The organism is Actinomadura sp. NPDC000929 (assembly GCF_040492065.1).
Lineage (GTDB): Bacteria > Actinomycetota > Actinomycetes > Streptosporangiales > Streptosporangiaceae > Spirillospora > Spirillospora verrucosospora.
Map to the genome: position 1 here is coordinate 1 of NZ_JBEUPA010000051.1, position 24,654 is coordinate 24,654.

General features: G+C 72.2%; 23 protein-coding genes. 10 read left to right on the forward strand and 13 right to left on the reverse strand.

The genetic code is table 11. From position 1 onward, the window contains the following. The 6 genes from ABWI04_RS19430 to ABWI04_RS19455 form a co-directional block, all read right to left on the reverse strand. On the reverse strand, nt 1–755 hold a 755-nt coding region (locus ABWI04_RS19430), incomplete at its 3' end, for an ABC transporter ATP-binding protein (protein WP_353833305.1). After that, nucleotides 752–1,645, reverse strand: a complete 894-nt coding sequence (locus tag ABWI04_RS19435; RefSeq protein WP_185032556.1) for an ABC transporter permease — start codon at nt 1,643–1,645, stop codon at nt 752–754. The genes ABWI04_RS19435 and ABWI04_RS19430, both read right to left, overlap by 4 nt. Then, nucleotides 1,642–2,658, reverse strand: coding sequence for an ABC transporter permease (locus ABWI04_RS19440; protein WP_345177131.1), 1,017 nt, complete (start codon nt 2,656–2,658; stop codon nt 1,642–1,644). Before ABWI04_RS19440 ends, ABWI04_RS19435 begins: the two co-directional genes overlap by 4 nt. 1 nt (nt 2,659) lies before the next feature. Beyond that, nucleotides 2,660–4,246 carry an ABC transporter substrate-binding protein gene (locus ABWI04_RS19445; protein WP_345177134.1) on the reverse strand — a complete coding sequence of 529 codons (1,587 nt, stop codon included), beginning with the start codon at nt 4,244–4,246 and terminating at the stop codon, nt 2,660–2,662. A 48-nt stretch (nt 4,247–4,294) separates the two neighbouring features. After that, the gene (locus ABWI04_RS19450) at nt 4,295–5,869 is read right to left on the reverse strand and encodes a hydantoinase/oxoprolinase N-terminal domain-containing protein (RefSeq protein ID WP_353833306.1); all 1,575 of its coding nucleotides are present in this window, start codon (nt 5,867–5,869) and stop codon (nt 4,295–4,297) included. Continuing rightward, entirely contained in the window at nt 5,862–6,923 is a 1,062-nt protein-coding gene (locus ABWI04_RS19455; RefSeq protein WP_353833307.1) for an S-methyl thiohydantoin desulfurase family protein, read from the reverse strand. Before ABWI04_RS19455 ends, ABWI04_RS19450 begins: the two co-directional genes overlap by 8 nt. Nucleotides 6,924–7,042: 119 nt before the next feature. Between ABWI04_RS19455 and ABWI04_RS19460 the strand changes: the two genes are divergently transcribed. Next, a complete protein-coding gene (locus ABWI04_RS19460; protein WP_353833308.1) occupies nt 7,043–8,521 on the forward strand; it encodes a PucR family transcriptional regulator in 1,479 nt (492 codons plus the stop codon). Nucleotides 8,522–8,942: 421 nt separating this feature from the next. Here the strand turns inward: ABWI04_RS19460 and ABWI04_RS19465 are convergent, their stop codons facing one another. Together ABWI04_RS19465 and ABWI04_RS19470 are read right to left on the reverse strand one after the other, a co-directional pair. Further along, complete coding sequence (locus ABWI04_RS19465) at nt 8,943–9,431, reverse strand: hypothetical protein (protein ID WP_345177145.1); 489 nt, start codon at nt 9,429–9,431, stop codon at nt 8,943–8,945. 299 nt (nt 9,432–9,730) lie between these two features. Next, a complete protein-coding gene (locus tag ABWI04_RS19470) occupies nt 9,731–10,165 on the reverse strand; it encodes a hypothetical protein (protein WP_353833309.1) in 435 nt (144 codons plus the stop codon). A 118-nt stretch (nt 10,166–10,283) separates the two neighbouring features. Here ABWI04_RS19470 and ABWI04_RS19475 point away from each other — a divergent pair, with 118 nt between their 5' ends. Next, nucleotides 10,284–10,826, forward strand: a complete 543-nt coding sequence (locus ABWI04_RS19475) for a hypothetical protein (RefSeq protein ID WP_353833310.1) — start codon at nt 10,284–10,286, stop codon at nt 10,824–10,826. 115 nt (nt 10,827–10,941) lie between these two features. Beyond that, nucleotides 10,942–11,550 (forward strand): prepilin peptidase, encoded by a 609-nt coding sequence (locus ABWI04_RS19480; protein ID WP_353833311.1) that lies wholly within the window; start codon nt 10,942–10,944, stop codon nt 11,548–11,550. Between the two features lie 3 nt (nt 11,551–11,553). Here ABWI04_RS19480 and ABWI04_RS19485 read toward each other — a convergent pair whose 3' ends face one another. Beyond that, nucleotides 11,554–13,191: an LCP family protein gene (locus tag ABWI04_RS19485; RefSeq protein WP_353833312.1), complete on the reverse strand. Its 1,638-nt coding sequence runs from the start codon at nt 13,189–13,191 to the stop codon at nt 11,554–11,556. Nucleotides 13,192–13,374: 183 nt separating this feature from the next. On the opposite strand from ABWI04_RS19485, the gene ABWI04_RS19490 reads away from it, so the two are divergent. Beyond that, complete coding sequence (locus ABWI04_RS19490) at nt 13,375–14,229, forward strand: serine/threonine-protein kinase (protein ID WP_353833313.1); 855 nt, start codon at nt 13,375–13,377, stop codon at nt 14,227–14,229. A 61-nt stretch (nt 14,230–14,290) separates the two neighbouring features. Here the strand turns inward: ABWI04_RS19490 and ABWI04_RS19495 are convergent, their stop codons facing one another. After that, nucleotides 14,291–14,857 (reverse strand): OmpA family protein, encoded by a 567-nt coding sequence (locus tag ABWI04_RS19495; RefSeq protein ID WP_345177160.1) that lies wholly within the window; start codon nt 14,855–14,857, stop codon nt 14,291–14,293. Then, a complete protein-coding gene (locus tag ABWI04_RS19500; RefSeq protein ID WP_353833314.1) occupies nt 14,854–15,435 on the reverse strand; it encodes a hypothetical protein in 582 nt (193 codons plus the stop codon). Before ABWI04_RS19500 ends, ABWI04_RS19495 begins: the two co-directional genes overlap by 4 nt. Before the next feature lie 129 nt (nt 15,436–15,564). Here ABWI04_RS19500 and ABWI04_RS19505 point away from each other — a divergent pair, with 129 nt between their 5' ends. From ABWI04_RS19505 to ABWI04_RS19530, 6 genes are all read left to right on the forward strand, one after another. After that, complete coding sequence (locus ABWI04_RS19505) at nt 15,565–16,242, forward strand: helix-turn-helix domain-containing protein (protein WP_353833315.1); 678 nt, start codon at nt 15,565–15,567, stop codon at nt 16,240–16,242. A gap of 297 nt (nt 16,243–16,539) precedes the next feature. Then, nucleotides 16,540–17,370 carry a succinate dehydrogenase subunit SdhC gene (sdhC, locus tag ABWI04_RS19510; protein ID WP_345177166.1) on the forward strand — a complete coding sequence of 277 codons (831 nt, stop codon included), beginning with the start codon at nt 16,540–16,542 and terminating at the stop codon, nt 17,368–17,370. A gap of 12 nt (nt 17,371–17,382) precedes the next feature. Further along, nucleotides 17,383–19,380: a fumarate reductase/succinate dehydrogenase flavoprotein subunit gene (locus tag ABWI04_RS19515; protein ID WP_345177169.1), complete on the forward strand. Its 1,998-nt coding sequence runs from the start codon at nt 17,383–17,385 to the stop codon at nt 19,378–19,380. Beyond that, on the forward strand, nt 19,377–20,147 hold the full coding sequence (locus ABWI04_RS19520) for a succinate dehydrogenase/fumarate reductase iron-sulfur subunit (protein WP_345177172.1): 771 nt from the start codon (nt 19,377–19,379) through the stop codon (nt 20,145–20,147). The genes ABWI04_RS19515 and ABWI04_RS19520 overlap by 4 nt, the downstream gene beginning before the upstream one ends. A gap of 320 nt (nt 20,148–20,467) precedes the next feature. Further along, the gene (locus ABWI04_RS19525) at nt 20,468–21,157 is read left to right on the forward strand and encodes a Crp/Fnr family transcriptional regulator (RefSeq protein WP_345177174.1); all 690 of its coding nucleotides are present in this window, start codon (nt 20,468–20,470) and stop codon (nt 21,155–21,157) included. An 84-nt stretch (nt 21,158–21,241) separates the two neighbouring features. After that, nucleotides 21,242–22,243, forward strand: coding sequence for a LysR family transcriptional regulator (locus ABWI04_RS19530; RefSeq protein WP_345177177.1), 1,002 nt, complete (start codon nt 21,242–21,244; stop codon nt 22,241–22,243). Here ABWI04_RS19530 and ABWI04_RS19535 read toward each other — a convergent pair whose 3' ends face one another. Both ABWI04_RS19535 and ABWI04_RS19540 read right to left on the reverse strand, forming a co-directional pair. Then, nucleotides 22,244–22,828: a hypothetical protein gene (locus ABWI04_RS19535; protein WP_345177178.1), complete on the reverse strand. Its 585-nt coding sequence runs from the start codon at nt 22,826–22,828 to the stop codon at nt 22,244–22,246. It abuts the gene before it with no gap. A gap of 4 nt (nt 22,829–22,832) precedes the next feature. Then, the gene (locus tag ABWI04_RS19540; RefSeq protein ID WP_353833316.1) at nt 22,833–24,617 is read right to left on the reverse strand and encodes a tetratricopeptide repeat protein; all 1,785 of its coding nucleotides are present in this window, start codon (nt 24,615–24,617) and stop codon (nt 22,833–22,835) included. Between the last annotated feature and the right edge of the window lie 37 nt (nt 24,618–24,654).

The following is a 24,654-nucleotide window of genomic DNA, read 5'->3' on the forward strand; positions in this document are numbered from 1 at the left end:
ATCGCGGGGACTGCGTCGAGCAGTTCCCGGGTGTAGGCGGCGGAGGGGCTGTGCAGGACGTCGGAGGCCGGTCCCGCCTCGACCACGTGGCCCTGCCGCATGACGACGACGTGGTCGGCGATGCCGGACACGACGGCCAGGTCGTGCGAGACGAAGACCAGGGCGATGCCGTGCTCGTCGCGCAACCGGGCCAGCAGGTCCAGGACGGCGGCCTGCACGGTGACGTCCAGTGCGCTGGTGGGCTCGTCGGCGAGGATGACGTCGGCGCGCAGGGCCACGGCCATCGCGATGGCGAAGCGCTGCGCCTGGCCGCCGGAGACCTGGTGCGGGTAGCGGCGCAGCAGCCCCGGGTCGAGCAGGACGCTGCGCAGCGCCTCCTCGGTCCGCTCGCGGGCCTCGGCGCCGCGCAGGCCGTGCCGGGCGAGCACCCGCTTGAGCAGTGCCCCGAGCCGCATCGTGGGGTTGAGGGACGCCTGCGGGCTCTGGCTGACCAGGGCGATCACCGAGCCGCGCATCTTCGACAGCGTGCGCTCGTCCGCCGTCACGACGTCGGTGCCGTTGACGACGATCTTCCCGCTGACCCGCAGCCCGTCGGTCAGCCCGAGCATCGCGTTCAGCGCGGTCGTCTTGCCCGATCCGCTCTCGCCGACGATCGCGGCGCACTCGCCGGGGCCGACGCTCAGCTCGTCGAGCGAGGCCAGCAGCAGGTCGCCGGCCCGCACCCGCAGGTTCTCCGCAGTGAGCACCGGTTTCATCGGGTGACCTCCCGCCGGGGGTCGAGGGCGGCTCGCATGCCCTCGCCGAGCACGTTGAAGCAGAACGCCGTGATCACGATGGCCAGACCGGGGAAGGCGACCACCCACCAGTTGGTGGTGAACAGGCTCTGCCCCTGCTGGACCATCAGCCCCCATTCCGCGGTGGGCTCCTGCGGCCCGAGGCCGAGGAAGGACAGCGCCGCGGCGGTGAGGATGACCCCGCCCGCGTCCAGGGACAACTGGACCAGGACGGGGGTCAGTGAGTTGGGCAGGACGTGCCGCAGCACGATCCGCGTCCGGGACCCGCCGAGGCAGCGGGCCGCGTCGATGAAGCCGCGCGACCTGATGGAGGTCGCGGCGACCGCGCTCATCCGGGCGTACCAGGGCCACCAGGAGGCGGTGATGGCGATGATCGCCCCCTGCGTTCCCGGGTGCAGCACGAGCGCCAGCGCCACCGACAGCAGCAGCGCCGGGAAGGCCAGGAACACGTCGGTGATCCGCATGATCACGTCCCGGACGATCCCGCCCGCGTAGCCGGCGACGACGCCGAGCAGCACGCCGATCACGGCGGACAGCGCGAGCACGGAGACGGCGATCGTCAGCGAGGTGCGCGCCCCGTAGAGCACCCGGGTGAGCATGTCGCGGCCGACCCCGTCCGTCCCGAACCAGTGCTCGGCGCCGGGCGCCCGCAGCGCCTCGGCCGGATGGGTCGCGTCGGTGCCGTCGCCCGGGTAGGGCGCCAGCAGCGGGGCCGCGAGCGCCGCGAGGACGATCAGCGCGAGGACCACGGCGCCGACGGCGGCCAGCCGGTCGGTGCGGGCCGCCCGCAGCACCCGGTGCACGGGCCGGTCCCGCAGGGGCGCGGCGGGGGCGGTGTCGAGAGCGGTCATCTGATCCTCACCCGCGGGTCGATGGCGGCCTGCGCGAGGTCCACCAGCAGGTTGACGACGACGTAGGTGAACGCGATCGCGATGGTGACGCCCGCGATGGCGGGGGCGTCGGACGAGCGGATCGAGTCGGCGGCGTACCGGCCGAGCCCCGGCCAGTTGAAGATGGCCTCGACCAGGAAGGCGTTCACCAGCGAGAAGGCGAACACCAGCGCCAGCAGCGCCAGAACCGGGCTGAGCGCCGGACGCAGCGAGAACCGCGTCAGCACCTGCCACCGGGTGAAGCCGAGGGCCCGTTCCAGCCGCGCGTGGTTCTGCGTGGACTCCTCGATGAGCGCGGCGCGCGTCATCTGGGCGACCACGCCGGTCGGGTAGGCCGCGATCGCGGCCGCGGGCAGCACCAGGTGCGCCAGCGTGCTGCCGAGGATCGGCCAGTTCCCGGTGATCAGCGCGTCCACCGCCGTGATGTTGGTGTACAGGTGCAGCGGGCTGGTGCCGTCCAGCCTGGGGTCGTACTCGCCGGCGACGGGGAGCCAGCCCAGCTTGGTGGCGAAGACGTTCTGCGCGAAGAGCGCCAGCAGGAAGACCGGCACCGACACGCCCGCCATCGAGGTGATCCGGATGGACCCGTCGGCCGGCCGGCCCCGGAACCGGGCGGCGAGCACCCCGAGCGGGATGCCCACCAGGACCGCGATGATGACCCCGGTGCCGACCAGTTCCAGCGAGGCGGGGAAGGCGGTGGAGATGTCGCCGAGCACGTCCTGGCGGGTGTGCAGGCTGATTCCCCAGTCGCCCTGGACCAGCGAGGTGAGGTAGTCCCAGAGCTGGACGGGCAGTGTGTCGTCCAGGCCGAGTTCCGCGCGGGTCCGGGCGAGCTCGGCGGCGGAGGCCCGGGGCCCGGCGTAGGTCACCGCCGGGTCCCCGGGGACCAGCCGCATCACCACGAAGGTGAGCACCACGACACCGGCGACGACGAACGCGGCCTGTGCCAGGCGTCGAAGCAGGTAGCGGGTCATGTCACGCGGCCGGGCTGAGCTCGTGGGCGAACACGACGTTCGGATACGCCGGGTCGTCGGTGTAGCCGTCGACGTCCGCCGAGTACGCCCGCTGGTACTGCTGGACGAACAGCGGCGCGGCGACGGCCTGGTCGACCAGGAGCTTGCGCTGGAGCGACGCGTACGACGCCTCCGCCGCGGACCGGTTCGTGGCGGTCAGCTCCGGCAGCTTGTCGATCTCACCGTCGACGGCGGAGTCGTCGAGGTAGGTGAGGTTGAAGTTGACCGGGTCGGCCGAGCGGAACAGGTTCAGGAACCAGCTGTAGGCGTCCGGGTAGTCCGGGTACCAGTACATGACGAAGACGTCCTGGCGTTTCGCCGCGTCCTTGCTCTTGGCACGGTCCCACTGGGCGTCCCACTGCATCGGCTTCGCCTGGAGCTTGACGTTCAGGCCCTTGAGCGCGGAGCTGAGCAGCGTCACGAACTTCTGCTGGTCGTCGTCGCCCTGCGCGTAGGTGAGGTCGAGCGTCAGCGACTTCTTGCCCGGACCGTACCCGGCCTCGTTCAGCAGCCGCGTCGCCGCCGCGGTGTCCTGGCGTCCGGCCAGACCCGGCGTGGCGCCGGTGAGCCCGTCCGGGACGACGCCGCTGGCGGCGGTTCCGGAGCCCTTGAGCGTCGACACGAGGCCGTTGTAGTCGATCGCCGCCTGGACCGCCTTGCGGAGCTTGACGTCCTTCAGCGGGCCGGCCTCGGTGTTGAAGAACGCCATGAGGTTCTGGAACGAGGGCACCGAGTCGGTCTTGAGGCTCTTCATCCCCTTCGCCTGGGCGAACAGCTGCGGGTTCAGCCGGTGCACGTAGGTGACGTCACCGGCCTGCAACTGCTGCCACGCGGTGGTGACCTGCGGGGTGTTGCGGAACTCGACACTGGTGTAGTGCGAGCCCTTCCAGCCGCCCCAGTAGTCCTTGAACTGGCCCAGCCGGACCTCGGCCTCCTGCCCCTTGTTCCAGGAGGCGACGGTGTACGGGCCGCTGCCCGTGTCGTGGCCCTTCGCGACGTAGTCCTTCAGGTCGCCGCCGCCGGGAGCCTTCGTGTCGTAGATGTAGGAGGCGTAGCCGGAGGAGGAGACCAGGTCGAGCGGCGCCGCGTACTTCAGCTCGAACACCAGCGTCTGCGGGTCCGGCGTCTCGATCTTCTTCACCGGTTCCCAGATGTAGGCCGCGCCGCCCTTCATCTTCATCGTCCGCTCGATCGCGGCCTTGGCGACGCTGGAGGTCAGCGCGGTGCCGGTGTGGAACTTCACGCCCTCCCGCAGGGTGAACGTCCACTTCTTGCCGCCGTCGGACGAGGCCCACTTGGTCGCCAGCCGCGGCTCGACCTTCTTGGCCTTGGTGTTGTACCGCGTCAGCGACTCGTAGACGTTCTGCATCGCGATGATCTCGTTGGAGTACGAGGTCGCGGGATCCCAGTCGGTGACGACGTTGAGGTTGAACGAGTAGACGAACGTGCTGGAGGTGGAGGCCGTCTTGCGGACGGCTCCGCCCGAGCAGCCGGTGACGGCCACGGCGACAGCCGCCGCGAGCGCCAGTGATCTTATGCGCCAGGTCATGACGGGATCTCCTTGCAGGGGGACCGGACAGGGGGAGTGGGGGCCGGGCTAGAGGTTGCCGAGCGGGCCGGCGGCCTTCACCCGCAGCCGCAGCGCGGGTTCGGGCAGATAACTCATCGGTACTTCGGTGATCTCCACGACCTCCACTCCGGCCGGATCGGCTCCGGCCTGCACGGCCCGGCGCCCGGCGACGTCGGACGCCTCGGCGATGGCCTCCCTGCGGCCCTCGCCGGCCGGGATGATGGTCTCGATGGTCCCGCTGACCATGGCGATCGCCGCGCCGACGGCGTTGGCGATGTCTCCGTGCGCGGGACGGATCACCTCGGCGACGCCGGCCAGGGCGTCGGGGATCAGGAACGATCCGCCGCCCACCGCGACCAGCGGCTGGTCGGTCTTGCCGAGGGTCATCCGGTCGACGGCGTCGGCCAGCATCCGGTCGGCGGTCTCCACCGCCGAGCCGAGCGCGCCGCGCAGCCGCTCGGGGATCGGCGAGCCGGCCGGCGCGCCCCGGCCGGCCAGCGCGCCCGCGTCGGTCATGGTGGGGGTGTCGCCGCCGAAGGTCAGCGCCTTCTCGGTGATCCGGTAGCCGACCGACTGCGGCCCGACCGACCCGTCCGGCCCGATGACGGTGCCGCCGCCGAGCGCGAGCGCGAGGATGTCGGGCATCCGGAAGTTGGTCCGCACCCCGCCGATCTCGACGCCCGCGGACGACTCCCGGGGGAAGCCGGCGTACAGCACGCCGAAGTCGGTCGACGTGCCGCCCACGTCCGCGATGATCGCGTCGGTGAGGCCGGACAGGAACGCGGCGCCCCGGATGGAGTTGGCCGGGCCCGATCCGATCGTCAGCACCGGGTACCGGACGGCGTAGTCGATGGCCATCAGCGTGCCGTCGTTCTGCGCGAAGTAGGTGGTGACGTCCAGGCCGCGCTCGGCCAGCGTGTGCTGGAGCCCGTCCCAGACGGCGCTGATGACCCGGTAGAGGGCGGCGTTGAGGATCGTGGCGTTCTCGCGCTCCAGCAGCCCGAGCGTGCCGATCTCGTGGCTCATCGAGATGGGCACCGCGTCGCCGAGCTCGTCCCGGGCGATCTCCGCCGCCTCCAGCTCCTGGTCGGCGAAGGCGGGGCTGAACACGCTCGTCAGCGCGATCGCGTCGGCCTCCCCGGCGACGTCGGCGAGCACGGCGCGCAGCGCGCCGGGGTCGAGCTTGGAGATCGGCCGGCCGTCGACGTAGTGGCCGCCGGGGAGCACGGCGGTGCGCGCGGTGATCGCCGCCGACAGGTCGGCCGGCCAGGACTGCGCCGGGGGGACCGAGGTGGTCGCCGGCCCGCCGAGCCGGATCGCGGCCACCTTGCCGAGCCCGCGCCGCTCCAGGATCGCGTTGGTGGCGTGCGTGGTGCCGAGCATGACCCGGCCCACCCGCCGGACGTCGTCGCCGAGCTGGTCCAGCACCGCGGTCAGCGCCGCGTGCAGGCCCGAGGTGACGTCGGCGCTGGTCGCCTGCTTCGTCCTGGCGAGGACCTCGCCCTTGGCGCTGAGGACGACCGCGTCGGTGTTGGTGCCGCCGACGTCGACACCGATGCGCAGGTCGCGGGCGACGGTGCCGCCGGGCGTACGGTCAGCCATGGTTGAGCTCCTCCACGGGCGTGTAGTCGATGTCGTAGCCGAACGCCCGCGGACCGGCCGTGGCCAGACCGCGCTCGGTCCGCCAGATCGGGTCGCAGGGCCAGGACAGCACCGCCACCCGCTGTCCGTAGCGCAGCGACTCGGTGGAGATGGCGCCGGCGGTCTGCGCGTCCACCACGGTGATCAGGTCGGGGACGCAGGCGCGCGGCCGGCCGTCCTCCAGCGCGATCAGGTTCTCGTTCTGGATCTCCACGCGGAGCAGCCGGCCGCGGTCCTCGCCGGTGCCGTCGACGACCAGGCTGCCGCGCACGAACCCGCCGCCGGTCCGCCGCTCGACGTCGATCACCTTTCCGGTGATCAGCACGCTGGCGTCCAGCGTCGCGCACAGGGCGCCGAGCGGGTCGGCGCCGTCCTTCATCGCGTGGCCGATCGCCAGGGCCTTGCTCACCGTCCCCTCGATGACCGCGCCCCGCGCCTGCGCGCCGGTCAGCACGTAGTCGGCCATCAGCGCCGACGCCCCGCTGGCGACGCAGACCGCGCGGGAGATGCGCTCGGACCACAGCCCGTCGATCGGGCGCACCGTGGTGACGTTGCCCTGCACGTCGGCCAGGACGACGAGGTTCACCGGCCGTCCCGCCACGTACATCGAGACCATCTGGACCTCGGGGAACGCCCGTCCCATCCCGTCGGCGTCGACGAGCGGCAGACCGAGCCGCGCCGCCCAGCCGACCGGCCCGACGCCGTTGGAGCCGCCGATCTCGCAGGCCATCACCGCGGCCACCGGGCGGCCGAGGATCCGCTCGACCTCGTCCCGGATCAGCAGCGGCTCTTCGCCGCTCATCAGCATCTCGTGGGCGACGGTGGGCGCTCCGATCCCCGACAGCGGAAGGACGAGGCTGTCGTCGGGCACCTCCGACAGCGGGATCAGCGGCACCTCGCCGTACTCGTCGATCGCCCGGACCGCGGTCAGCGTGCCCGTCTCGACGTCCCCGCCGCCCCCGGTGCCCAGGATCGCGCAGCCGCGGGCGAGCGCCGGAACGTCGTCGAGCGTCACGCGACCGGTCCTCGAAGGTGTCATCTGCATGCTGGAAGAATGGTCCCACCTTCTGACCTGGCGGAAGGGTGGAGGGCACAAGGTTCCGCGAGGGTTTGTGCCGATGGCACAATGCGAGCGTGTCCTTCGTCTCGGACCTGGTCGGGACCGGTTCCCGGATCCCCCTCACCCTGCTCGCCGGCCCGGCCGACGCCGTGCCGCTCACCTCCGTGACCGCGGTCGAGGCCCTGGCGCGGCTCCAGCGGGCCCCGGAGGGGGCGCTGGTCGTCGTGACGGGACGGTCGGCCGCGCGGGCCGCCGGATACGAGCTCGACATCGCCGTCCGGACCGCCGCCGAGCGCGGCGTGCCCGCGCTGGTCCTCATCGGCTGCGGAACGCTGCCGATCACCGCGGCCCGGCTGGCCGACCGGGCCCGGCTGGCCGTGCTGTCGGCCGAGGAGGACTGCGACGTCGCCGAGGTCGTGCTCTACCTCGGCCAGGTCATCCGGGGCGACGCCGCCGACTCGCTCGCCCGTGCGCAGGCGGCGCTGCGCATCGTCCGCGAGGCCGGCGAGCCCACCGGGACCGCCGAGGGCGACCGCGTCGCCGCGCTGCTCGAACGCGTCGGGGCGGTGCTCGGCCGGACCCTGGTGACCACCGACGGGACGGGGGGACCGGCCGGCACCGAGCCGATCTGGGTGGCGGGCCGCCGTCAGGGCGGCGTGACGGGACCGCCCGACGACGCCGTGCGGCTGGTGCTGCCCGCCGTGGCCGCCGCGATCGGCCGGCTGCGGCAGCACGCGCTGGAGCGGGCGACCGCGCCCGGCCAGACCCGGTCCGACATCCTCACCGAGCTGATCGTCAGCGAGCGTGCCCAGGCGGGGGCGCTGGCCGACCGGGCCCGCCTGCTCGGCCTCGCCGTGGACGACCTGCACACCGTCATCTGGATGACCCCGGACCGGCCGTCGGGCCCCGACCCGGCCGAACTTGCGGAACGGCGGCGGCTGTTCGACACCCTCACCCTGCGCACCCACCAGGCCCAGCTGCCGTCCGGCGAGTCGTGGAATCTCGCCCGCCTCGCCGCCGACATCGTGCTGGTCGGCACCGCCCGGGCCGAGATCCGACCGCCGCGCGCCCTGCGGCTGATCGACGCCGTGCGCGCGGCCGTGGCCGAGGAGCATCCCGGCACGGTGCTGCGCTTCGGGATCGGGACGCCGCAGCGGGGGGTGGAGGGCCTGCGCCAGTCGGCCACGGAGGCCCGCGCCGCGGCGGCCATCGCCGTCCGCTCCGGCGAACTCGTCCACGCCTTCGACGCCGCGGGCATCAACCGGGTGCTCGCCCAGATCGCCGCCTCGCCGCTCAGCCGCCGGGTGGTCGACGACCTGCTGCGCCCGCTCGACGCGCTCGGCCCCGGGCGGTCGGCCGAGGCCATCGCGACGCTGGGCGCCTACCTCGACGCGCGCGGCTCGCTGAAGGCCGCCGCGTCCCGGCTGGCGCTGCACCCCAACGCCGTCAACTACCGGATCAGGAAGATCGTCGAGAGGCTCGGCGCCGACCTGTCCGACCCCGACACCGCGTTCGCCCTGCACCTGGCCTGTCGCGTCCGCCTCCGCGACTGACCCGGGCCGCCGCCGCGCGGAAACAAAAGAACCGCCCTCGCCCCGGAAACCCGGGACGAGGACGGCCTGGTAATCAAATCAAAGCGGCTCGAAAGCCGCGATCATCACTGTTCGTCAGTCACCCCGAACGACGCCGTCGTCGTCGAGGATGATGTCGCCGTCTTCGTTCTCGCCAACCTTCTTGGCCATATCAGTAACCCCGTTCTTATTTGCAACCAACTGTGAACAAATTGACGGGTCGCAAGAACCCGCATGGATGACTGTACAGAGCCCCGTTGGATCGGCAACCCGTTTCTTGGAAGAAGTCGGGCGATGTGTGTGCAAGGGCACAAGTAGAACCGGCCGCCACCCCCGAGAGGGGATGGCGGCCGGCCACTGCATCGCCCGGATCGGTGAAAGCCGGGCGTCGTTCAGGTGGAGATCAGCGCGCGTCGGGGCTCACGAGAGCCCAGTAACGCTTGCCGGACGTGGTGCGAAAGGCGCCGCACCGGTGGGTCAGTTCGACCACCAGCCCGAGCCAGGTCCTGGTCAGGTCCCGCACGTCGGGCATGGCGGCGTTCCCGTCGCTCACCGTGATGAGGGGGTACTTGACCCACTCGTGGGGGCGCTCGTCGGTGGCCCAGCCCAGCGTCACGGTGACGGCCGGGCTGCCGGGGCGGATGACCCCGGCCTGCGGCCGCCAGAGGGGCTGGGTGTTGCGGATCAGCTCCATCGCGACCCGCCTCACGTCGCCCTGCACCTCCTCGGGGAGGTCGCTGAACATGCCCTGCACCGCGTGCCTGACCATGGCGTCCGTGGGCTCGTTGAGCTCGAACGACTGCAGGTCGATGGCGTAGGGCACCTGCTGGTCGCTCTCGAACGCGGGCCTGCGCTGCGAACGAGAGGCGCCGATGACGGTCGATCCGTGCATGGAAACACTCCTTCTTGGTTGCGTGGCGAGAGCCGGGAAGGTCACTCGCGAGGTCTACCGTCCGGATGCGGCCATGGACCGCAACTCTCGTCGGGTGAGCGGACGCAGGTGGTAAGGGGTCTCCAGCCGGCCGAAACGGCGTCGCGTCACCGAATCCGGCGGGCTGTGTCAGGTTCAGGGCAAAAGAAGAACCGGCCTCCACCCCCGTCGGGGGTGGAGGCCGGTCCGTCTCCTCGCCTCGGCTTCCGATCAGGAGCCGTGGCGACCGTTGGCGCGGACGGCGGGCGGGGGGCCCGCGATCAGATCTGGGCCCACACGACCTTGCCGTACGGTGATGCGGCCTCGCAGCCGTACTCGTGGGCGTAGTCCCGGATGGAGGTCAGGCCGCGGCGGGCCGACGACCAGTGGAAGTCGCGCAGGTCGCCCCGGTCGTAGACGGCGACGCGGACGCAGGTCGTGCCGCGCACGTCGACGGTGCCGACCTCCAGGCGGATGTTGCGCGGCAGCGGCTCGTCGCCCACGCGGGCGAGGTCCACGCCCGTCGTGTGCTGGTAGGCGTTGAGCAGGAGCTCGTACGCGAACCGCTCCAGCCTCTGCGCGACGTCGTACGGGAGATTCAGCTCCGCCAGAACGTGGCGCGTCAGGAGGGCCGCGCGATCGGGCCGAGCCTGTTCCAAAGCGAAGAAGAGCCTCCGGAACGGGGGGAACTTCTCCTGGTCGGGGATCTCGTACATGAGATGCCTTTCTGAGATGTGGTTTGCATGACCGCGGGGTTCTGAGGCCCCGCGGTAAGGGACCGTCCGCGCGCGGTGGCACCGAGCAAGTAGCCGGCGACCCCTGTGCCCTCGGCGGTTGCGTCTTCCGGGGGTCTCCGGACGGGTCCTCAGTGTGTTCTATCGACGGAGTGCCGGGCTGGGCTGCATCGGGCTGATCGCCCGCGTCGTGCTCCTCGTGATGATGGGCATCGTGTTGATCATCTGCGTGGCCAACCGTTCCTGGCTGCAGGCGAAGGCCGTCAACGCGATCTACCAGGGCCGGCCCCAGATCCATTCCGGCAAGTACTTCAAGCCCGGTGCGACCGCGGTGGAGGACGGCGTGCGGCAGGAGGCCGTGCTGATCGACGAGAAGCCGTACGTCCGCGTGAAGTCACCGCCCGACGAATGGCGAGAGAAGCACAAGGGCGCCAAGTGCAAGGACCACGTGTGCACGGCCCCCGCGACTCACGAGTCCTTCAACGGCGGCGGCGCGATCGACATCGGGAGCGTGCTCGCCGGGCTGGTGCTGTGCTATTTCGTCTGGATCCTGATCAACGGCGATGACGACTATGACGACCGCTACTCTCCGCGCTATGACCGCCGCTACGACCGCCGCCACGACCGCCAATACCGGCGCTGACCGCCGCCGGCCGTCCCCCGGCCTCCCGAAGCCCGGACGGGCGTCCCGTCCGGGCGGTTAAAGTGCCGGAGGCTGTGCAGACGCCGGATCGGGGCGAGGGTCGATGGTCGCGTTCGTGTTGGTGCCCGTCGGGTTCGCGGTCGGCGTTCTCGCGGCGCCGCTGGCGGCGCCCTACGTGGGCGAGGTCCCCCGCCGCCGCCGGATCCTGATGGGGCTGGTCACGGCCGCCCTCTTCGGCGTGCTCGGATGGCGGGTCGGGTTCGAGCCCGTCCTGCCCGCGCTGCTGTACCTCGCGGCCGCCGGCGCGCTCCTGGGCTTCATCGACGTCGGGGTCAAGCGGCTGCCCGACCGGTTCACGCTCCCGTCCTACGGCGTCGCGGCGGTGCTGCTCGCCGCGGCGGCGCCGTTCACCGAGGACGGCGCGCGGCGGTTCGAGCACGCGCTCGCCGGCATGGCCGCGCTGTTCGCGCTGTACTTCGCGCAGGCCCTGCTCGTCCCGTCCGGCATCGGCCTCGGGGACGTCAAGCTGTCCGGCGTCCTCGGCCTCTACCTCGGCTGGTTCGGGCAGAACGCCTGGATCACCGGCCTGCTCACGACCTACCTGACGGGCGGCCTCGTCGCCCTCGGCATCATGATCGCCCGCCGCTCCCGCAAGGGCGACTTCCCCTTCGGCCCCTACATGCTCGCCGGGACGCTCGCGGCGATCCTGCTCGCGGCCGGATGAGGGTCAGCCGCAGAGCTTGCGGCCCGCCTTGACGCCTCCGCCGATCTTGTTGATGGCGGGCGGCGCGAGGCGCACCCCGTTCGCCCCGATGACGAGCCGGACGCCGTCCCGCGGACCGGCGGGGTCGGAGGTGAGCAGGGCGTCCGGGACGTCCCGCGCGAGCGCCGACGCCTGCGCCTCCGCGGCCGGCGCGTAGACGAGGCGGCTCTCCGGGGCCGCGGCGGCCTTCTCGACCTTCTTCTCCACCGTGAACCCGCGCTGCCGGAGCTGGTTCACGACCTGCTTCACCCGGGCGTCCCGGGCGCCCGCGTCGACCACGGTGACGCGCACCTTGCCGGGCGAGGGCGGCGCCGGCCGCGGCCGGGCGGGCTCGGCCGGCTCCGCGGGCAGCTCGTCGTCGTGCCGGATCGCCTCGAACAGCGGCTTCGCGAGTTCCTCGTTCCACTGGACGCGGTTGGGATCCGGCGCGTACCCCTCCACGGGGACGGTGACGAACCGCACCTGGCCCGCGCTCATCCCCTTGAGCCCGTCCGCCAGCTTCCGCATCCCCGCCAGATCCAGGTCGTCGTCGGTCGTCATCGACTTGGTGGCGGCCTTGAGGAACTTGTACGTCTTCGCCGGATCCTTGAGGACGGACCCGCTGGTGGCCTTGTCGACCACCGCCGCCATGAACTTCTGCTGCCGTTCGATGCGCTCCAGGTCGGAACCGTCGCCGAGCGAGTAGCGCGCGCGCACGTAGCCGAGCGCGTCGTCCCCCTTCACGGTCTGCTTCCCGGCCTTCAGGTAGAGCTCGGCCCTCGGGTCCCTGACGGGCTTGTCGACGCAGATCTCGACGCCGCCGAGGGCGTCCACCATCCGCTTGAACCCGGCGAAGTCCACCTGGACGAAATGGTCGATGTGGATGCCGGTGAGCGACTCCAGCGTCTTCCACGTGCATGTCGGCCCCGCGTACGCGAACGCCGCGTTCAGCATCCCGAACTGGGCCGGGACGGTGCCGCCCTTCTCCTTCTTGCACGCCGGCATCTTCACCATCGAGTCGCGCGGGAAGCTGATCCCGATCGCCTGGTCCCGGTTCGGCGACAGGTGCAGCAGGATCGTGGTGTCCGACCGCGCCCCGGCCATCCCCGGCACCGCGTACTCCGAGTTCTCGCCCTCCCGTGTGTCGGACCCGATGAGCAGGATGTTGAGCGACTTGTTGAGCTTCTTCGGCCGGTTCGCGCCGAGCTTGTCGCTGACGTGCTTCTGCTCGATCCCGCCGACGAGGTCGTGGTAGAGCCACGCCGCGCCGCCGCCGGCGGCCAGCAGCAGCGCCACCGCGCCGACCGCGACCCACCGCAGCCCCTTCCGCCGCCCGCCACCGCGCCGGGCACCGGTGGCGGTCCCGGCGGGCGCGTCTTCGTCCGGCCCGCGTTCCTCCGCCTCCGCCCCGCCGGGCGCGACCGCCTCCTTGTCGTCGGCGTCCTTGTCGTCGGCGGTGGACTTCTCCTCGCCCGTCGCCGGCTCGTCCGTCTCGGCTTCCGCGGAAGCGTCTCGTCCCGGGGAATCCGGTTCCGTGCCGCCGGCCGCCTCTGGGGCCGCCGGTGGCCGGCGGGCGGCCTCGTCCCCCGCGAGGTCGTCGCGGCGAGGGTCTTTGTCGCTCATCGGTCCCGTTTCGGGGCGGGCCCTGGGGAGGGCACGTGGTCTGCGTGGTCCGTCAGTTTAGGGAGGCCGCCGACTGGGGGAGCCTGTACCTCCAAGTGTTAGATGCCTAGAACGCCCGTTCTGTTGACAGGCGAGCGGAAATCCGGGGTCGCGGGGCGGGCGGCCTTCCGTACGATCGGTGCCGTGGACGCGGGGTGGGTGATCGGCGGGCGGTTCACCATGCTCGACCGGATCGGGGTGGGAGGGACCAGCCGCGTGTGGCGCGCGTTCGACCGCGCGGAAGGGCGGTACTGCGCGGCCAAGCTCGTCCGGCAGCAGGGCGCGACGTCGATGCTGCGGGTCGTCCGGGAACGGGCGCTGCGCATGGCGCACCCCCACGTGCTGACCCCCTACGCCTCGTGCATGGCGTACGACGACGTGCTCCTCGCCATGGACCTCGTGCGCGGGGGTTCGCTGGAGACGCTCCTCGGGGACTACGGCAGGCTTCCGCCCGAGTACGCGGCCGAGATCCTGGACCAGTTGCTGGCCGCGCTGAGCCACATCCACGGCGCCGGGGTCGTCCACCGGGACGTCAAGCCCGCCAACCTGCTGCTGGAGCCGAGCCCGGTCGGGGCGCCGCACGTGCGGCTCGCCGACTTCGGGATCGCGCTGGGGGAGGACGACCAGCGCTTCACCACCACCGGCTTCGTCGTGGGGACGCCGGGGTACCTCGCTCCCGAGGTGCTCGACTGGGACCGTCCCGGCCCCCGGCAGGACCTGTACGCCGCGGGCATGGTCGCCTGGCGGATGCTGACCGGCGCCGGGGACCCCGCGCCGCGGCAGCGCATCGGCGTGCCGCCCCCCGGTGTCCCGCCCCTGCTATGGGCGCTGGTCGCGCATCTGTGCGCGGCCGACCCGGCGCAGCGCCCCGCGCACGCCGAGGCGGCGCGCCGGGCGCTGGCGGCGTGCCGGCTGGAACTTCGCTTTCCCGTCCGCACGCTGGACGGCGAGCCCCTGCAGATCTTCGACCACCTGGGCCCGCCGCCCGCACCCGTCTGAGCGGAAGGGTCACCGGGCGGCGGGGACGACCACGCGGCGGTTCTTGCGCTCGCCGCCGCTGTCAGCTCTTCTCGTAGACGATCTCGACTCGGCGGTTCTTGGCGCGGCCGGCGGGGTCGTCCTTGCCGCCCTGCTCGTTGGGAGCGACGGGCTTGGTCTCGCCGTAGCCCCGGGCCTCGATCCGCGGCCCCGTCCCCGTCAGGGCGCCCGCCAGCTCGGCCTTGACCGCCTCGGCGCGCTGCTCGGAGAGCGTCAGGTTGGAGGCGGGGTCGCCGATGGAGTCGGAGTGCCCCGACACCTGGACGGCCCCCCGGGCGTCGCGGAGGCGGGGCGCCAGCTCGGCTATGCGGCGGCGCGCGGCGCCGGTGAGCGTCGCCTTGCCGAAGTCGAACAGGACGTCCGCCGAGATGCGGACGGTGACCTGACGCCCGCCGGCCTCTTCCTCCTCCAGGGGGACGACCGCCTGTTCGAGGTCGATGCCGCGCACGGAGGCGTCGGTTTCGATCGAAAGGACGCTCTGGGCCAGGTTCTGGTCCGGGGCTCCGGGGTCGGCCCCGGCGACGGCCGGGACCGCGAGCACGAGGGCCAGGGCGCCCGCGAGGACGGCCGGACGGCGCACGCGGCTCACCGCTCGACCGGGACGTCGCGGAAGGTGGGCCATGTGCCGATCTGCAGGTCGACGGACTTCACGTTCTCGGGCGGGGCGGCGAAGGTGAAGTAGAACGGGGTGGGCTGGTCGTTGGCCATGTTCGTGAAGATCTCGTCGGTCTGCAGCTCCTTGCCGCCGGAGTCCTTCACCACGACGTACCTCTTGAGGTTGACCGGGTCGATCAGCGCGGTGCCGAGGCCGTGCTCGCCGTTGAGGCGGTAGGCGTTGACGCGGGTCGGCCCGCCGGGGGGCACGTGCGGGGTGAGCTGCACGGTGAGGGTGGCCAGCCTCCCCTTCGCCCTGAGGCCCATGACCGCGATGTCGAGCTTGGCGCCCTGGGCGATCGGGCTGTCGAAGGTGCCCTTCACCACCGGCTTGGCGGCGTCGTCGAAGCTCGCGCCGCCCACGGCGCCCGAGGCCTTCCTGCCGCCCGCCGGGGAGGAGGACGAGGACGAGGACGAGGGCCCGTCCGTCCCCGGCAGGGAGCAGCCGGCCAGGCCGCCGGTGAGGAGCAGGGCCGTCGCGGTGGCGGCGCCCAGGCGATGTGCCAGGCCCATCGTCTATCCTTCCGATCGTCACATATGCAAACGCTGTTTTCCGTGGCACGATGGCAGCGGATCCGCACAACCATGTGCGGTCGCGAATCTAGCGTTTGCATCTGTAAATCGTCAAGGGGGGCCGGTGAGGTGAGCGTCGCCGAGGACACGATCGCCCGGAACCGCGCGCTGCAGACCGAGTGGTACGGAGAGCCGCTCGGCGACCGCGTCCGGCCGCTGCTCGGCCGCCTCGGGATGTCGCAGTCGGGGCTCGCCGGCGTGCTCGGGCTCTCGGCGCCGATGCTCTCCCAGCTCATGTCGGGCCAGCGCGCCAAGATCAGCAACCCGGCCGTCCTGCACCGCCTGATGGCGGTCGAGGACCTCGTCGCCGCGCCCGGCTTCGACGCGCTGACCGCCGCCGGGGTCCAGGCGCGGCTGGAGGAGATCAAGGCGGAGTCGGCGGCCACGACGTCGGGGATGCGCGGCGCGGTCTCCGGGCGCGTCCCCGCCGGGCCCGCGTCGTCGAGCGCCGAGGGCGTGGCGGAGCGCGCGGTCGAAGGCGGGGCGCCGGAGCGTGCGGCCGGACGCGGGGCGGCCGAGCCGGCGCGGCTCGTCCAGGCCCTGCTGCGCGAGGTGGCGTCCGCCGCCGAGATCGAGGCGGCCGCCGGGCTCATCGCCGACCGCTTCCCCGATCTCGCCGAGGTGCTGCGGGTGTACGGGGCCGGCCGCACGAGCGAGGCCGAGGCGCACTTCGCCCGGACGGTGCTGAAGCACACGCCCGGCGATCGGGCGGCCATGCCGCAGCGGTCTCGTCTCGATTCAATTTGATCATAACGACTGGTTATGGGTCCCGGAGGCCGTGAAAGGGCGCTGAACGGGCTAAAGTCTGTGGTCAGGGTCACATGCGGGTCTGCCTGTTATGTATGTCACAGCTCCTGGCGGGTGGCGTAGGGTCGCTTCGCTGGAAGCGCACACGAGGCGTCACGGCCCGCATGCGGCACGGCCTCCGGCCGCCGCGCGCGGCCCGGCCGGGGCGCCCCGCCGCCGGCCGAGGCGCGAACGGCCGCATGGTGCGCGCGGACCGTGGTACGGGGACACGACGACCCGAGCTCAGGAGAGCGATCGATGACCACTGTGGAGGCGCCGGCCAAGTCGCGCGCCCAGATCAAGGAACGCACCCTCCGCAAGGACAACTGGCGCCTGTATCCGGTCACGACCTTCGTGATCTTCACGGCATGGGTGGTGTACGCGACCGTCCGGGCCTTCTGGGGCGCGGCCTTCTACGTGCCGGAGTTCCACTACCTGACGCCGTTCTACTCCCCGTGCCTGAACGAGATCTGCAACAACGTCACGGTGGACGGCCACACGGGCGACGCGGCGGAGTTCGGCACCTTCCTGCCGGCGGCCACCCGCGGCTGGATCCCCTTCGCGGCGATCTCGCTGCCGTTCCTGCTGCTGTTCCGGCTGACGTGCTACTACTACCGCAAGGCCTACTACCGCTCGTTCTGGGCGGCTCCGTCCGCGTGCGCCGTCCGCGAGCCGCACGGCAAGTACACCGGTGAGCGCCGCTTCCCCCTGATCGGCCAGAACCTGCACCGGTACTTCTGGCTCGCCGCCTTCGCGATCTCCCTGATCAACACCTGGGACGCGGTCCGCGCCTTCCACGGCAAGGACGGCGGGTTCGGCATCGGGCTCGGCACGCTCATCCTGGTCGCGAACGTGGTCCTGCTCTGGCTGTACACGCTGTCGTGCCACTCGTGCCGGCACATCGTGGGCGGCCGGCTGAAGAACTTCTCCAAGCACCCCTTCCGCTACCGGATGTGGGGCTGGGTGTCCAAGATCAACCAGCGCCACGGGATGTACGCCCTGATCACCCTGGGCTCGCTGGTGGTGGCCGACCTGTACGTCGCTCTGGTCGCCAGCGGCACCATCTCCGACCTGCGCATCTTCAACTGAGGCCAAGGAATCATGACTGAGATCGAGAGGCACCTCTACGACGTCGTGGTGATCGGCGCGGGCGGCGCCGGGCTGCGCGCGGCGATCGAGGCGCGCCTCCAGGGCAAGAAGACCGCGATCATCTCCAAGTCGCTGTTCGGCAAGGCCCACACGGTGATGGCCGAGGGCGGGGCCGCCGCGGCGATGGGCAACGTCAACGCCAACGACAACTGGATGGTCCACTTCCGCGACACCATGCGCGGCGGCAAGTTCATGAACAGCTGGCGCATGGCGGAACTGCACGCCAAGGAGGCCCCGGAGCGCATCTGGGAGCTGGAGCTGTGGGGCGCGCTGTTCGACCGCACCAAGGACGGCAAGATCAGCCAGCGCAACTTCGGCGGGCACGAGTACCCGCGGCTGGCGCACGTCGGCGACCGGACGGGCCTGGAGCTGATCCGCACCGCCCAGCAGAAGATCGTTGCCCTCCAGCAGGAGGACCACGCCGAGCACGGCGACTACGAGGCCAGGCTGAAGGTCTGGGCCGAGACGACGGTCACGCGGCTGCTGAAGGACGCCGACGGGAAGATCTGCGGCGCTTTCGGCTACGTCCGGGAGACCGGCAAGTTCGTCGTGTTCGAGGCGCCCGCGGTGGTGCTGGCGACCGGCGGCATCGGCAAGGCGTTCAAGGTCACGTCCAACTCCTGGGAGTACACCGGGGACGGGCACGCGCTGGCCCTGCTCGCGGGCGGATCGCTGCTGAACATGGAGTTCGTCCAGTTCCACCCCACGGGGATGGTCTGGCCGCCGTCCGTCAAGGGCATCCTCGTGACGGAGTCGGTGCGCGGCGACCGCGGCGTCCTGCGCAACTCCGAGGGCAAGCGGTTCATGTTCGACTACATCCCCGAGGTCTTCAAGAACCAGTACGCCACCACCGAGGAGGAGGGCGACCGCTGGTACGACGACCCCGACAACAACAAGCGCCCGCCCGAGCTGCTGCCGCGCGACGAGGTGGCGCGCGCGATCAACTCCGAGGTCAAGGCGGGACGCGGGTCGCCGCACGGCGGGGTCTTCCTCACCGTCGTCGACCGGATGCCGGGCGGCGCCGCTGAGATCGTCAAGCGGCTGCCCTCGATGTACCACCAGTTCAAGGAGCTGGCGGACGTCGACATCACCAAGGAGCCGATGGAGGTCGGCCCGACCTGCCACTACGTGATGGGCGGGGTGGAGGTCGACCCCGACACCGGCGCCGCCAAGGTGCCCGGCCTGTTCGCGGCGGGTGAGGTCTCCGGCGGCATGCACGGCTCGAACCGGCTCGGCGGCAACTCGCTGTCCGACCTCCTGGTGTTCGGCCGCCGGGCCGGGCTCGGCGCGTCGGAGTACGTGGACGGCCTCCCGGCGCGTCCCGCCGTCCCCGACGCCGAGATCGAGGCGGCGACGGCCGAGGCGATGGCCCCGTTCGAGCGGGAGGGCGGCGAGAACCCCTACGCCGTCCACGCCGAGCTGCAGCAGACGATGAACGAGCTGGTCGGCATCATCCGCAAGGAAGAGGAGCTGAAGCAGGCGATCGAGTCGCTCGGCAAGCTCCGCGAGCGGGTCGCGGCCGTCAGCGTCGACCCCGTCGCGGTCGGCGACGGGCGCGGCTACCACCCGGGCTGGCACCTCGCGCTCGACCTGCGCAACATGCTGCTGGTGTCCGAGGCGGTCGCGAAGGCGGCGCTGGAGCGCCAGGAGAGCCGCGGCGGCCACACCCGCGACGACTACCCGGCGATGTCGCCGGAGTGGCGGAAGGTCAACCTCGTCTGCTCGCTGGCCGGCGACCCGTCCTCGCCGCACGTCGAGCTGAGGCGCCAGCCGCTGACGCCGATGCGGCAGGACCTGCTCGAACTGTTCGACAACGACGAGCTGAAGAAGTACCTGACCGCCGAGGAGCTGCCGACGCCCCTCGCCGGGAAGGGCCCGGCCGGCGACGCGGAGGCCGCGCCGGAGCCGGACGCGGACGACGCCGCGGAGAACGAGGAGGACGGCCGATGAGCTACGAGGCGAGGTTCAAGGTCTGGCGCGGCGACGACGGCGCGGGCGAGCTCACCGACTACACCGTCGAGGTGAACGAGGGCGAGGTCGTCCTCGACATCATCCACCGGCTTCAGGCCACGCAGGCGCCCGACCTCGCCGTCCGGTGGAACTGCAAGGCCGGCAAGTGCGGCTCGTGCTCCGCGGAGATCAACGGCATGCCGCGGCTGCTGTGCATGACCCGGATGTCGACCTTCGACCCGGAGGAGACGGTCACCGTCACCCCGGTGCGCACCTTCCCGGTGATCCGCGACCTGGTCACGGACGTGTCGTTCAACTACCAGAAGGCACGCGAGGTCCCCTCGTTCGACCCGGGCGACGCCAAGCCGGGCGAGCTGCGCATGCAGCAGGTGGACGTCGAGCGCTCGCAGGAGTTCCGCAAGTGCATCGAGTGCTTCCTGTGCCAGAACGTCTGCCACGTCATCCGTGACCACGAGGAGAACAAGCCCGAGTTCGCGGGCCCGCGCTTCCTCATGCGCATCGCGGAGCTGGAGATGCACCCGGCCGACCAGGCCGACCGGCGCAACATCGCGCAGGACGACCACGGGCTCGGCTTCTGCAACATCACCAAGTGCTGCACCGAGGTCTGCCCGGAGCACATCAAGATCACGGACAACGCGCTGATCCCGATGAAGGAGCGGGTCGTCGGCCGCAAGTACGACCCGCTGGTGTGGCTCGGCAGCAAGCTCGGCATCGTGCGCAAGGGCGAGGACACCCCCTCCGCCTGACCGCACGGCCTTTCGCGAACGTCCCCCGCCGCCCCGCGCGACGGGGGGCGTTCGCGTTTCCGCCGCTCCCGTCACGGGGCGCCGTTCTGGCAGGCGGCGCTCCGTGGCCCGGCGGGCGGCGCGCCCCCGGCCCGCCGCCCGCCGTTCCGCCGTTCCCCGTGAACGCCGTGGACGCCGAGACGACCTCCGGCCGTGCACGCCGCGTCCAACACTGGCGCACCCTCGAATGTTCGAGTAGGGATAAGTGCACACAACGCGTGATTCAACCGTGATTCTTTACCGGGAGGCGGGAACGCTTCACGCCCTTTAGCGTTGTGGTCATGAGCGCCCCCGAAGGTTCTTTCCTCGGCGATCTCACTCCGGCGGAACGCGAGGAACTGGCGGCCCGCGGCCGCGTCCGCGAATTCGCCCGGGGGGAGATCCTCTTCGCCGAGGGGGAGGACCCCGGCTGGGTGGCGATCCTGCTGCGGGGCCGGGTCAAGGCGTGCGCCTACCGCGAGATGGGCGGGGAGACGCTCCTGGCGGTGCGCGGTCCGGGGGCGCTGCTCGGCGAGGTCGCCGCGATCGACGGGCTGCCCCGCTCGGCGACGGTCACGGCGCTCGAACCGGTGCGGGCGCTCGCGGTGACGGCCGACGAGTTCATGGCGTTCCTCCAGGCGCACGGGCGCGTCTCCGTCCTCATCATGCGGATGCTGTGCCAGCGCTGGCGCGACGCCGACCGCAAGCGCGTCGAGTTCGGCATGTTCGACGCGACGGGCCGGGTCGCGCAGCGCCTCGTCGAGCTGGCGGAGCGGTTCGGCGTTCCCTACGACCGGACGGGCGCGGCGGGCGGCGACAGCCTCCAGATCACGCTGAACCTCTCGCAGGAGGAGCTGGCGAGCTGGGTGGGCGCGTCCCGCGAGGCGGTCAGCAAGGCGCTGCGCACGCTGCGCCGGCACGGCTGGATCGAGACGGGCCGCCGGCGGGTCATCGTGCACGACCTGAAGGCCTTACGCCGCCAGGCGCGCTGAACCGCCGCCAGGCGCGCTGAACCGCCGCCGGGCGCGCTGACCCGGTGCGCGGCAGGGGCCGCGGTGGCCCGTACGCTGTGCAGGATGCAGTTGCAGCAGCTCGCCTACTTCGTCGCGGTCGCCGAGGTACGCCACTTCACGCAGGCCGCCGAGCTGCTGCGCGTCGCGCAGCCTTCGCTGTCCAAGCAGATCCGCGCGCTGGAAGGCGAGCTGAACGTGTCGCTGTTCAGCCGCGCGCGGGGAAACATCACCCTGACTCCCGCCGGCGAGGCGCTGCTTCCCCTGGCGAAGCGCATACTGGCCGATGTCGACACCGCCCGCCTGGAGGTGCAGGAGCTGGTCGGCCTCAAGCGCGGGCGGGTCCGGCTCGGCGCGACGCCGTCCCTGTGCGCGGGCCTGCTGGCGGACGTCCTGCGCCGCTTCCACGACACGTACCCGGGGATCCAGCTCATCGTCGAGGAGGGCGGCTCCCGGGACCTCGTCCGGGAACTCACGCGCGGCTCCCTGGACATGGCCCTGGTCATCCTTCCCCTGCACGGCGACCCGCCCCTGGACACCACGCCGATCCTGCGCGAGTACCTGGTGGTGGCGTCCCCGGCGGGTCCCGAGCCGGGCGCTCCGGAGCGGCTGCCGAAGACCCCCCAGCTCCCGCGCCGCTCGTACCTGCGCATCCAGGACCTGCGGAACCGCCCGCTGGTGATGTTCCGTCCCGGCTACGACCTGCGCGAGGCGACCATCAGCGCGTGCAGGGCCGCAGGGTTCGAACCGAGGTTCGCGGTCGAGGGCGGCGAGATGGACGCCGTCCTGCGCTTCGTGGAGGTCGGCCTCGGGATCGCGGTCGTCCCCAGCATGGTGCTGGCCGGGCGCCCCGGCCTGCGCGGGACGCCGCTCGTCCTGGCCGACGACGAGGCGCGCCGCGGCCGCCACGGTCCCGGCCTGCTCCGCACCATCGCGCTCGCCCACCGCAAGGACGTCGAGCTCACCCACGCGGCCCGCGCGTTCCAGGAGACCCTCCAGGAGTTCCTCGTGGAGGCGGCCCTGGCGGGCAGCCTCCCGGCCGGCGTGGAGACCCTGGTCGACGCCTAGTCAGCCCTGCTGGAGGGCCACGTAGTCGGGCGGGACGAGGTGGGGCGGGTTGGCCGCCTGGGTGGCGTCGGGCTCGATGATGCGGAACATGTCGAAGAGGACGATCGGCACCTCGCGGCCCAGCACCTTCTGGACGAGGCCCGTGGAGTGCAGGTGGCGCGCGGCGTCGATGCAGAGGTCGTCGAAGTGGGCGCAGAGCCGTTCGTCCTGCTCGTCCTCCGCGTCGTCGCCCGGCTCGTACCAGAGGCCGAGGCGCTTCACCTCCTCCAGGTAGAGGGCGGTGCCCTCGGGGTCGGCGGGGTGGTGGCCCGCGGGTCCCGCTTCCTCCAGCAGCATGTAGGCGTAGCTCCAGCGCACCTCCAGCGGGTCCTCGGAGGAGCGTTCGAGGTTCTGCCGGACGTTGCTCTCGGTGTTGTAGCCGATCGCCATGTACGGGTCGTAGGGGTAGTCCCAGAGTTCGTGGACGGTCGAGAACTCGCCGTGCGAGATCCGGAGCGAGATGACGTAGATGTCGGGGCGGAGGGCCTCGGGGAACGCGTGCAGGGAGTCTTCGGCGGCCCGGCGCAGGTGCTGCTGGAGGGTCATCCCCTCATGATCGCGGATCGAGGGAGCGGAGCCGGGCGACGACCCCGGCGGTCTGCGGGGTCCGGAGGTCCTCGAAGATGGCGAGGGCGCGCAGCCAGCAGTCGCGGGCGGCGTCGGGGCGGGACATCTGCATGTGGGCGCGGCCGAGGTTGTAGAGCGCCTCGCCCTGGCCGGGGCGGTCGCCGAACTCGCGGAAGACGTCCAGCGCCTTCTCGTAGTGGACGATGGCGGTGTGCAGGCGGCGCAGGCCGTGGTGGGCGTAGCCGAGCCCGTGCAGGGCCCAGCCGAGGGTCCGGCCGTCGGCCTCCAGTGCGATGCCGTGGGCCTGCTCGAAGTGGTCCAGCGACGAGCCGAAGTCGGCGAGCCCGGCGTAGGCGTAGCCGAGGGCCGTCAGCGCCCGCCCGGTGTCGCGGCGGTCGCCCACCGCGGCGGCCAGCAGGACCGACCGGCGGTGGTGGACGACCGCCTCGCGGTACCGGCGCAGGCGGCGGCAGGCGTAGCCGAGCCCGTGCAGGGCCCACGCCTCGCCCCGGACGTCCCCCAGCCGGGAGAAGACCTCGCACGCCGCGGTGAACAGCTCGGCGGACTCCTCGAACCGCCACCGGTTCTGGCTGGCGTAGCCGAGGCCGCCGAGCACGTAGGCGACGCCGCGGTCGTCGCCGAGGAGGCGCGCGGACGCGAGGCCCCCGCGGAGCGCCTCGCTCCAGTCGGTCCACGGGCCGCGGAACAGGGTGAGCGGCAGCCGCCAGGCGATGTCGTGGTGGCCCTCGGCGGCGGCGGCCTGGGCGGCGGCGACCAGGTTGGGCCGCTCGGTCTCGCACCAGCGGCGGGCCTCGGCCGCGGAGGCGAAGCGCAGGGCGCGGTCCGGCTCGTCCGGCAGCGGCGGGGCGGTGACGCGGTCGGGGGACAGCAGGCGGCGCGCGTTGCCGGCGGTGCCGAGGTACCAGCCGAGGACGCGGCGGACGGCGGCCGAGCGCTCGTGCGGCGCGAGCCCTGAGCCGGGGGCGGCGTCGGGGTCGAGGACGGGCACCCCGTACCGGCCCTCGGCGCGCTCCGCCAGGCCGAGGTCGCCGAGCAGGAGCCGCGCCTCGGCGTCGGGGACGTCGATGAGGGCGGCCGCGGCCGGGACGGAGATCTCCGCGCCGGGGTGCAGGGCGAGCAGCCGGAGGACCCGGTCGGTGTCCGCATGCGGCCAGGAGTCCGGCGGCCGCATCCAGGCCCGTTCCCGCAGCTCCTTGACCGCGACCAGGGCGGGGCGGAAGGCGGCCGCGCGGCACGCGGGGTTCTGCCGCACGACCTCCTCGAAGAACCAGCCGGAGGTGATCAGCGCGAGGACGCCGGGGGAGGCGCGCAGCGCGTCCTTCAGGGGGGCGGCGGCCAGCAGCCGGAACGCCGTGTTGATGGCGGTGCCGGCGACGCCGTGGTCGTCGTGGTGGATCTCGCCGGCGTGCACCGCGACGCGGACCCTGATGCGGGCGTCCGGCGGCGCGGCGCCGTTGTGCCGCTCCAGCAGGGCGGCCAGCCGCGCCGGGAACGGGCCGGCCAGCAGTTCCTTCGGCACGTCCGGACGGATGAGGATCATCGCCCCGTCGCCCCGGTCCTCGCAGTAGCAGGAGGCCGCGGGCACGCCGGACTCGTCGAGGGCCCGCCGTAAGGCCCGGTATAAGCCCGCCCGGACGGCGAGCTGGCCCCCGTTCGTGCGGCGGCCGTAGCCCTCGACGTCCAGGCACAGGATGGTCCGGTGCACCGCCGGGCCGGCGCCGCCTGCACAGTGCATCAGCTCGTGCATATGCACCCCCTTATGCATGTGCGGCAGCATGCTACGG

Coding starts and splice junctions, on each gene's coding strand:
- ABWI04_RS19445 (WP_345177134.1), bottom strand. CDS start 4,246: ATGACCTGGCGCATAAGATCACTGGCGCTCGCGGCGGCTGTCGCCGTG.
- ABWI04_RS19515 (WP_345177169.1), top strand. CDS start 17,383: ATGACTGAGATCGAGAGGCACCTCTACGACGTCGTGGTGATCGGCGCG.
- ABWI04_RS19520 (WP_345177172.1), top strand. CDS start 19,377: ATGAGCTACGAGGCGAGGTTCAAGGTCTGGCGCGGCGACGACGGCGCG.
- sdhC (WP_345177166.1), top strand. CDS start 16,540: ATGACCACTGTGGAGGCGCCGGCCAAGTCGCGCGCCCAGATCAAGGAA.
- ABWI04_RS19450 (WP_353833306.1), bottom strand. CDS start 5,869: ATGGCTGACCGTACGCCCGGCGGCACCGTCGCCCGCGACCTGCGCATC.
- ABWI04_RS19440 (WP_345177131.1), bottom strand. CDS start 2,658: ATGACCCGCTACCTGCTTCGACGCCTGGCACAGGCCGCGTTCGTCGTC.
- ABWI04_RS19465 (WP_345177145.1), bottom strand. CDS start 9,431: ATGCACGGATCGACCGTCATCGGCGCCTCTCGTTCGCAGCGCAGGCCC.
- ABWI04_RS19500 (WP_353833314.1), bottom strand. CDS start 15,435: ATGGGCCTGGCACATCGCCTGGGCGCCGCCACCGCGACGGCCCTGCTC.
- ABWI04_RS19540 (WP_353833316.1), bottom strand. CDS start 24,617: ATGCACGAGCTGATGCACTGTGCAGGCGGCGCCGGCCCGGCGGTGCAC.
- ABWI04_RS19470 (WP_353833309.1), bottom strand. CDS start 10,165: ATGTACGAGATCCCCGACCAGGAGAAGTTCCCCCCGTTCCGGAGGCTC.
- ABWI04_RS19530 (WP_345177177.1), top strand. CDS start 21,242: ATGCAGTTGCAGCAGCTCGCCTACTTCGTCGCGGTCGCCGAGGTACGC.
- ABWI04_RS19485 (WP_353833312.1), bottom strand. CDS start 13,191: ATGAGCGACAAAGACCCTCGCCGCGACGACCTCGCGGGGGACGAGGCC.
- ABWI04_RS19525 (WP_345177174.1), top strand. CDS start 20,468: ATGAGCGCCCCCGAAGGTTCTTTCCTCGGCGATCTCACTCCGGCGGAA.
- ABWI04_RS19435 (WP_185032556.1), bottom strand. CDS start 1,645: ATGACCGCTCTCGACACCGCCCCCGCCGCGCCCCTGCGGGACCGGCCC.
- ABWI04_RS19535 (WP_345177178.1), bottom strand. CDS start 22,828: ATGACCCTCCAGCAGCACCTGCGCCGGGCCGCCGAAGACTCCCTGCAC.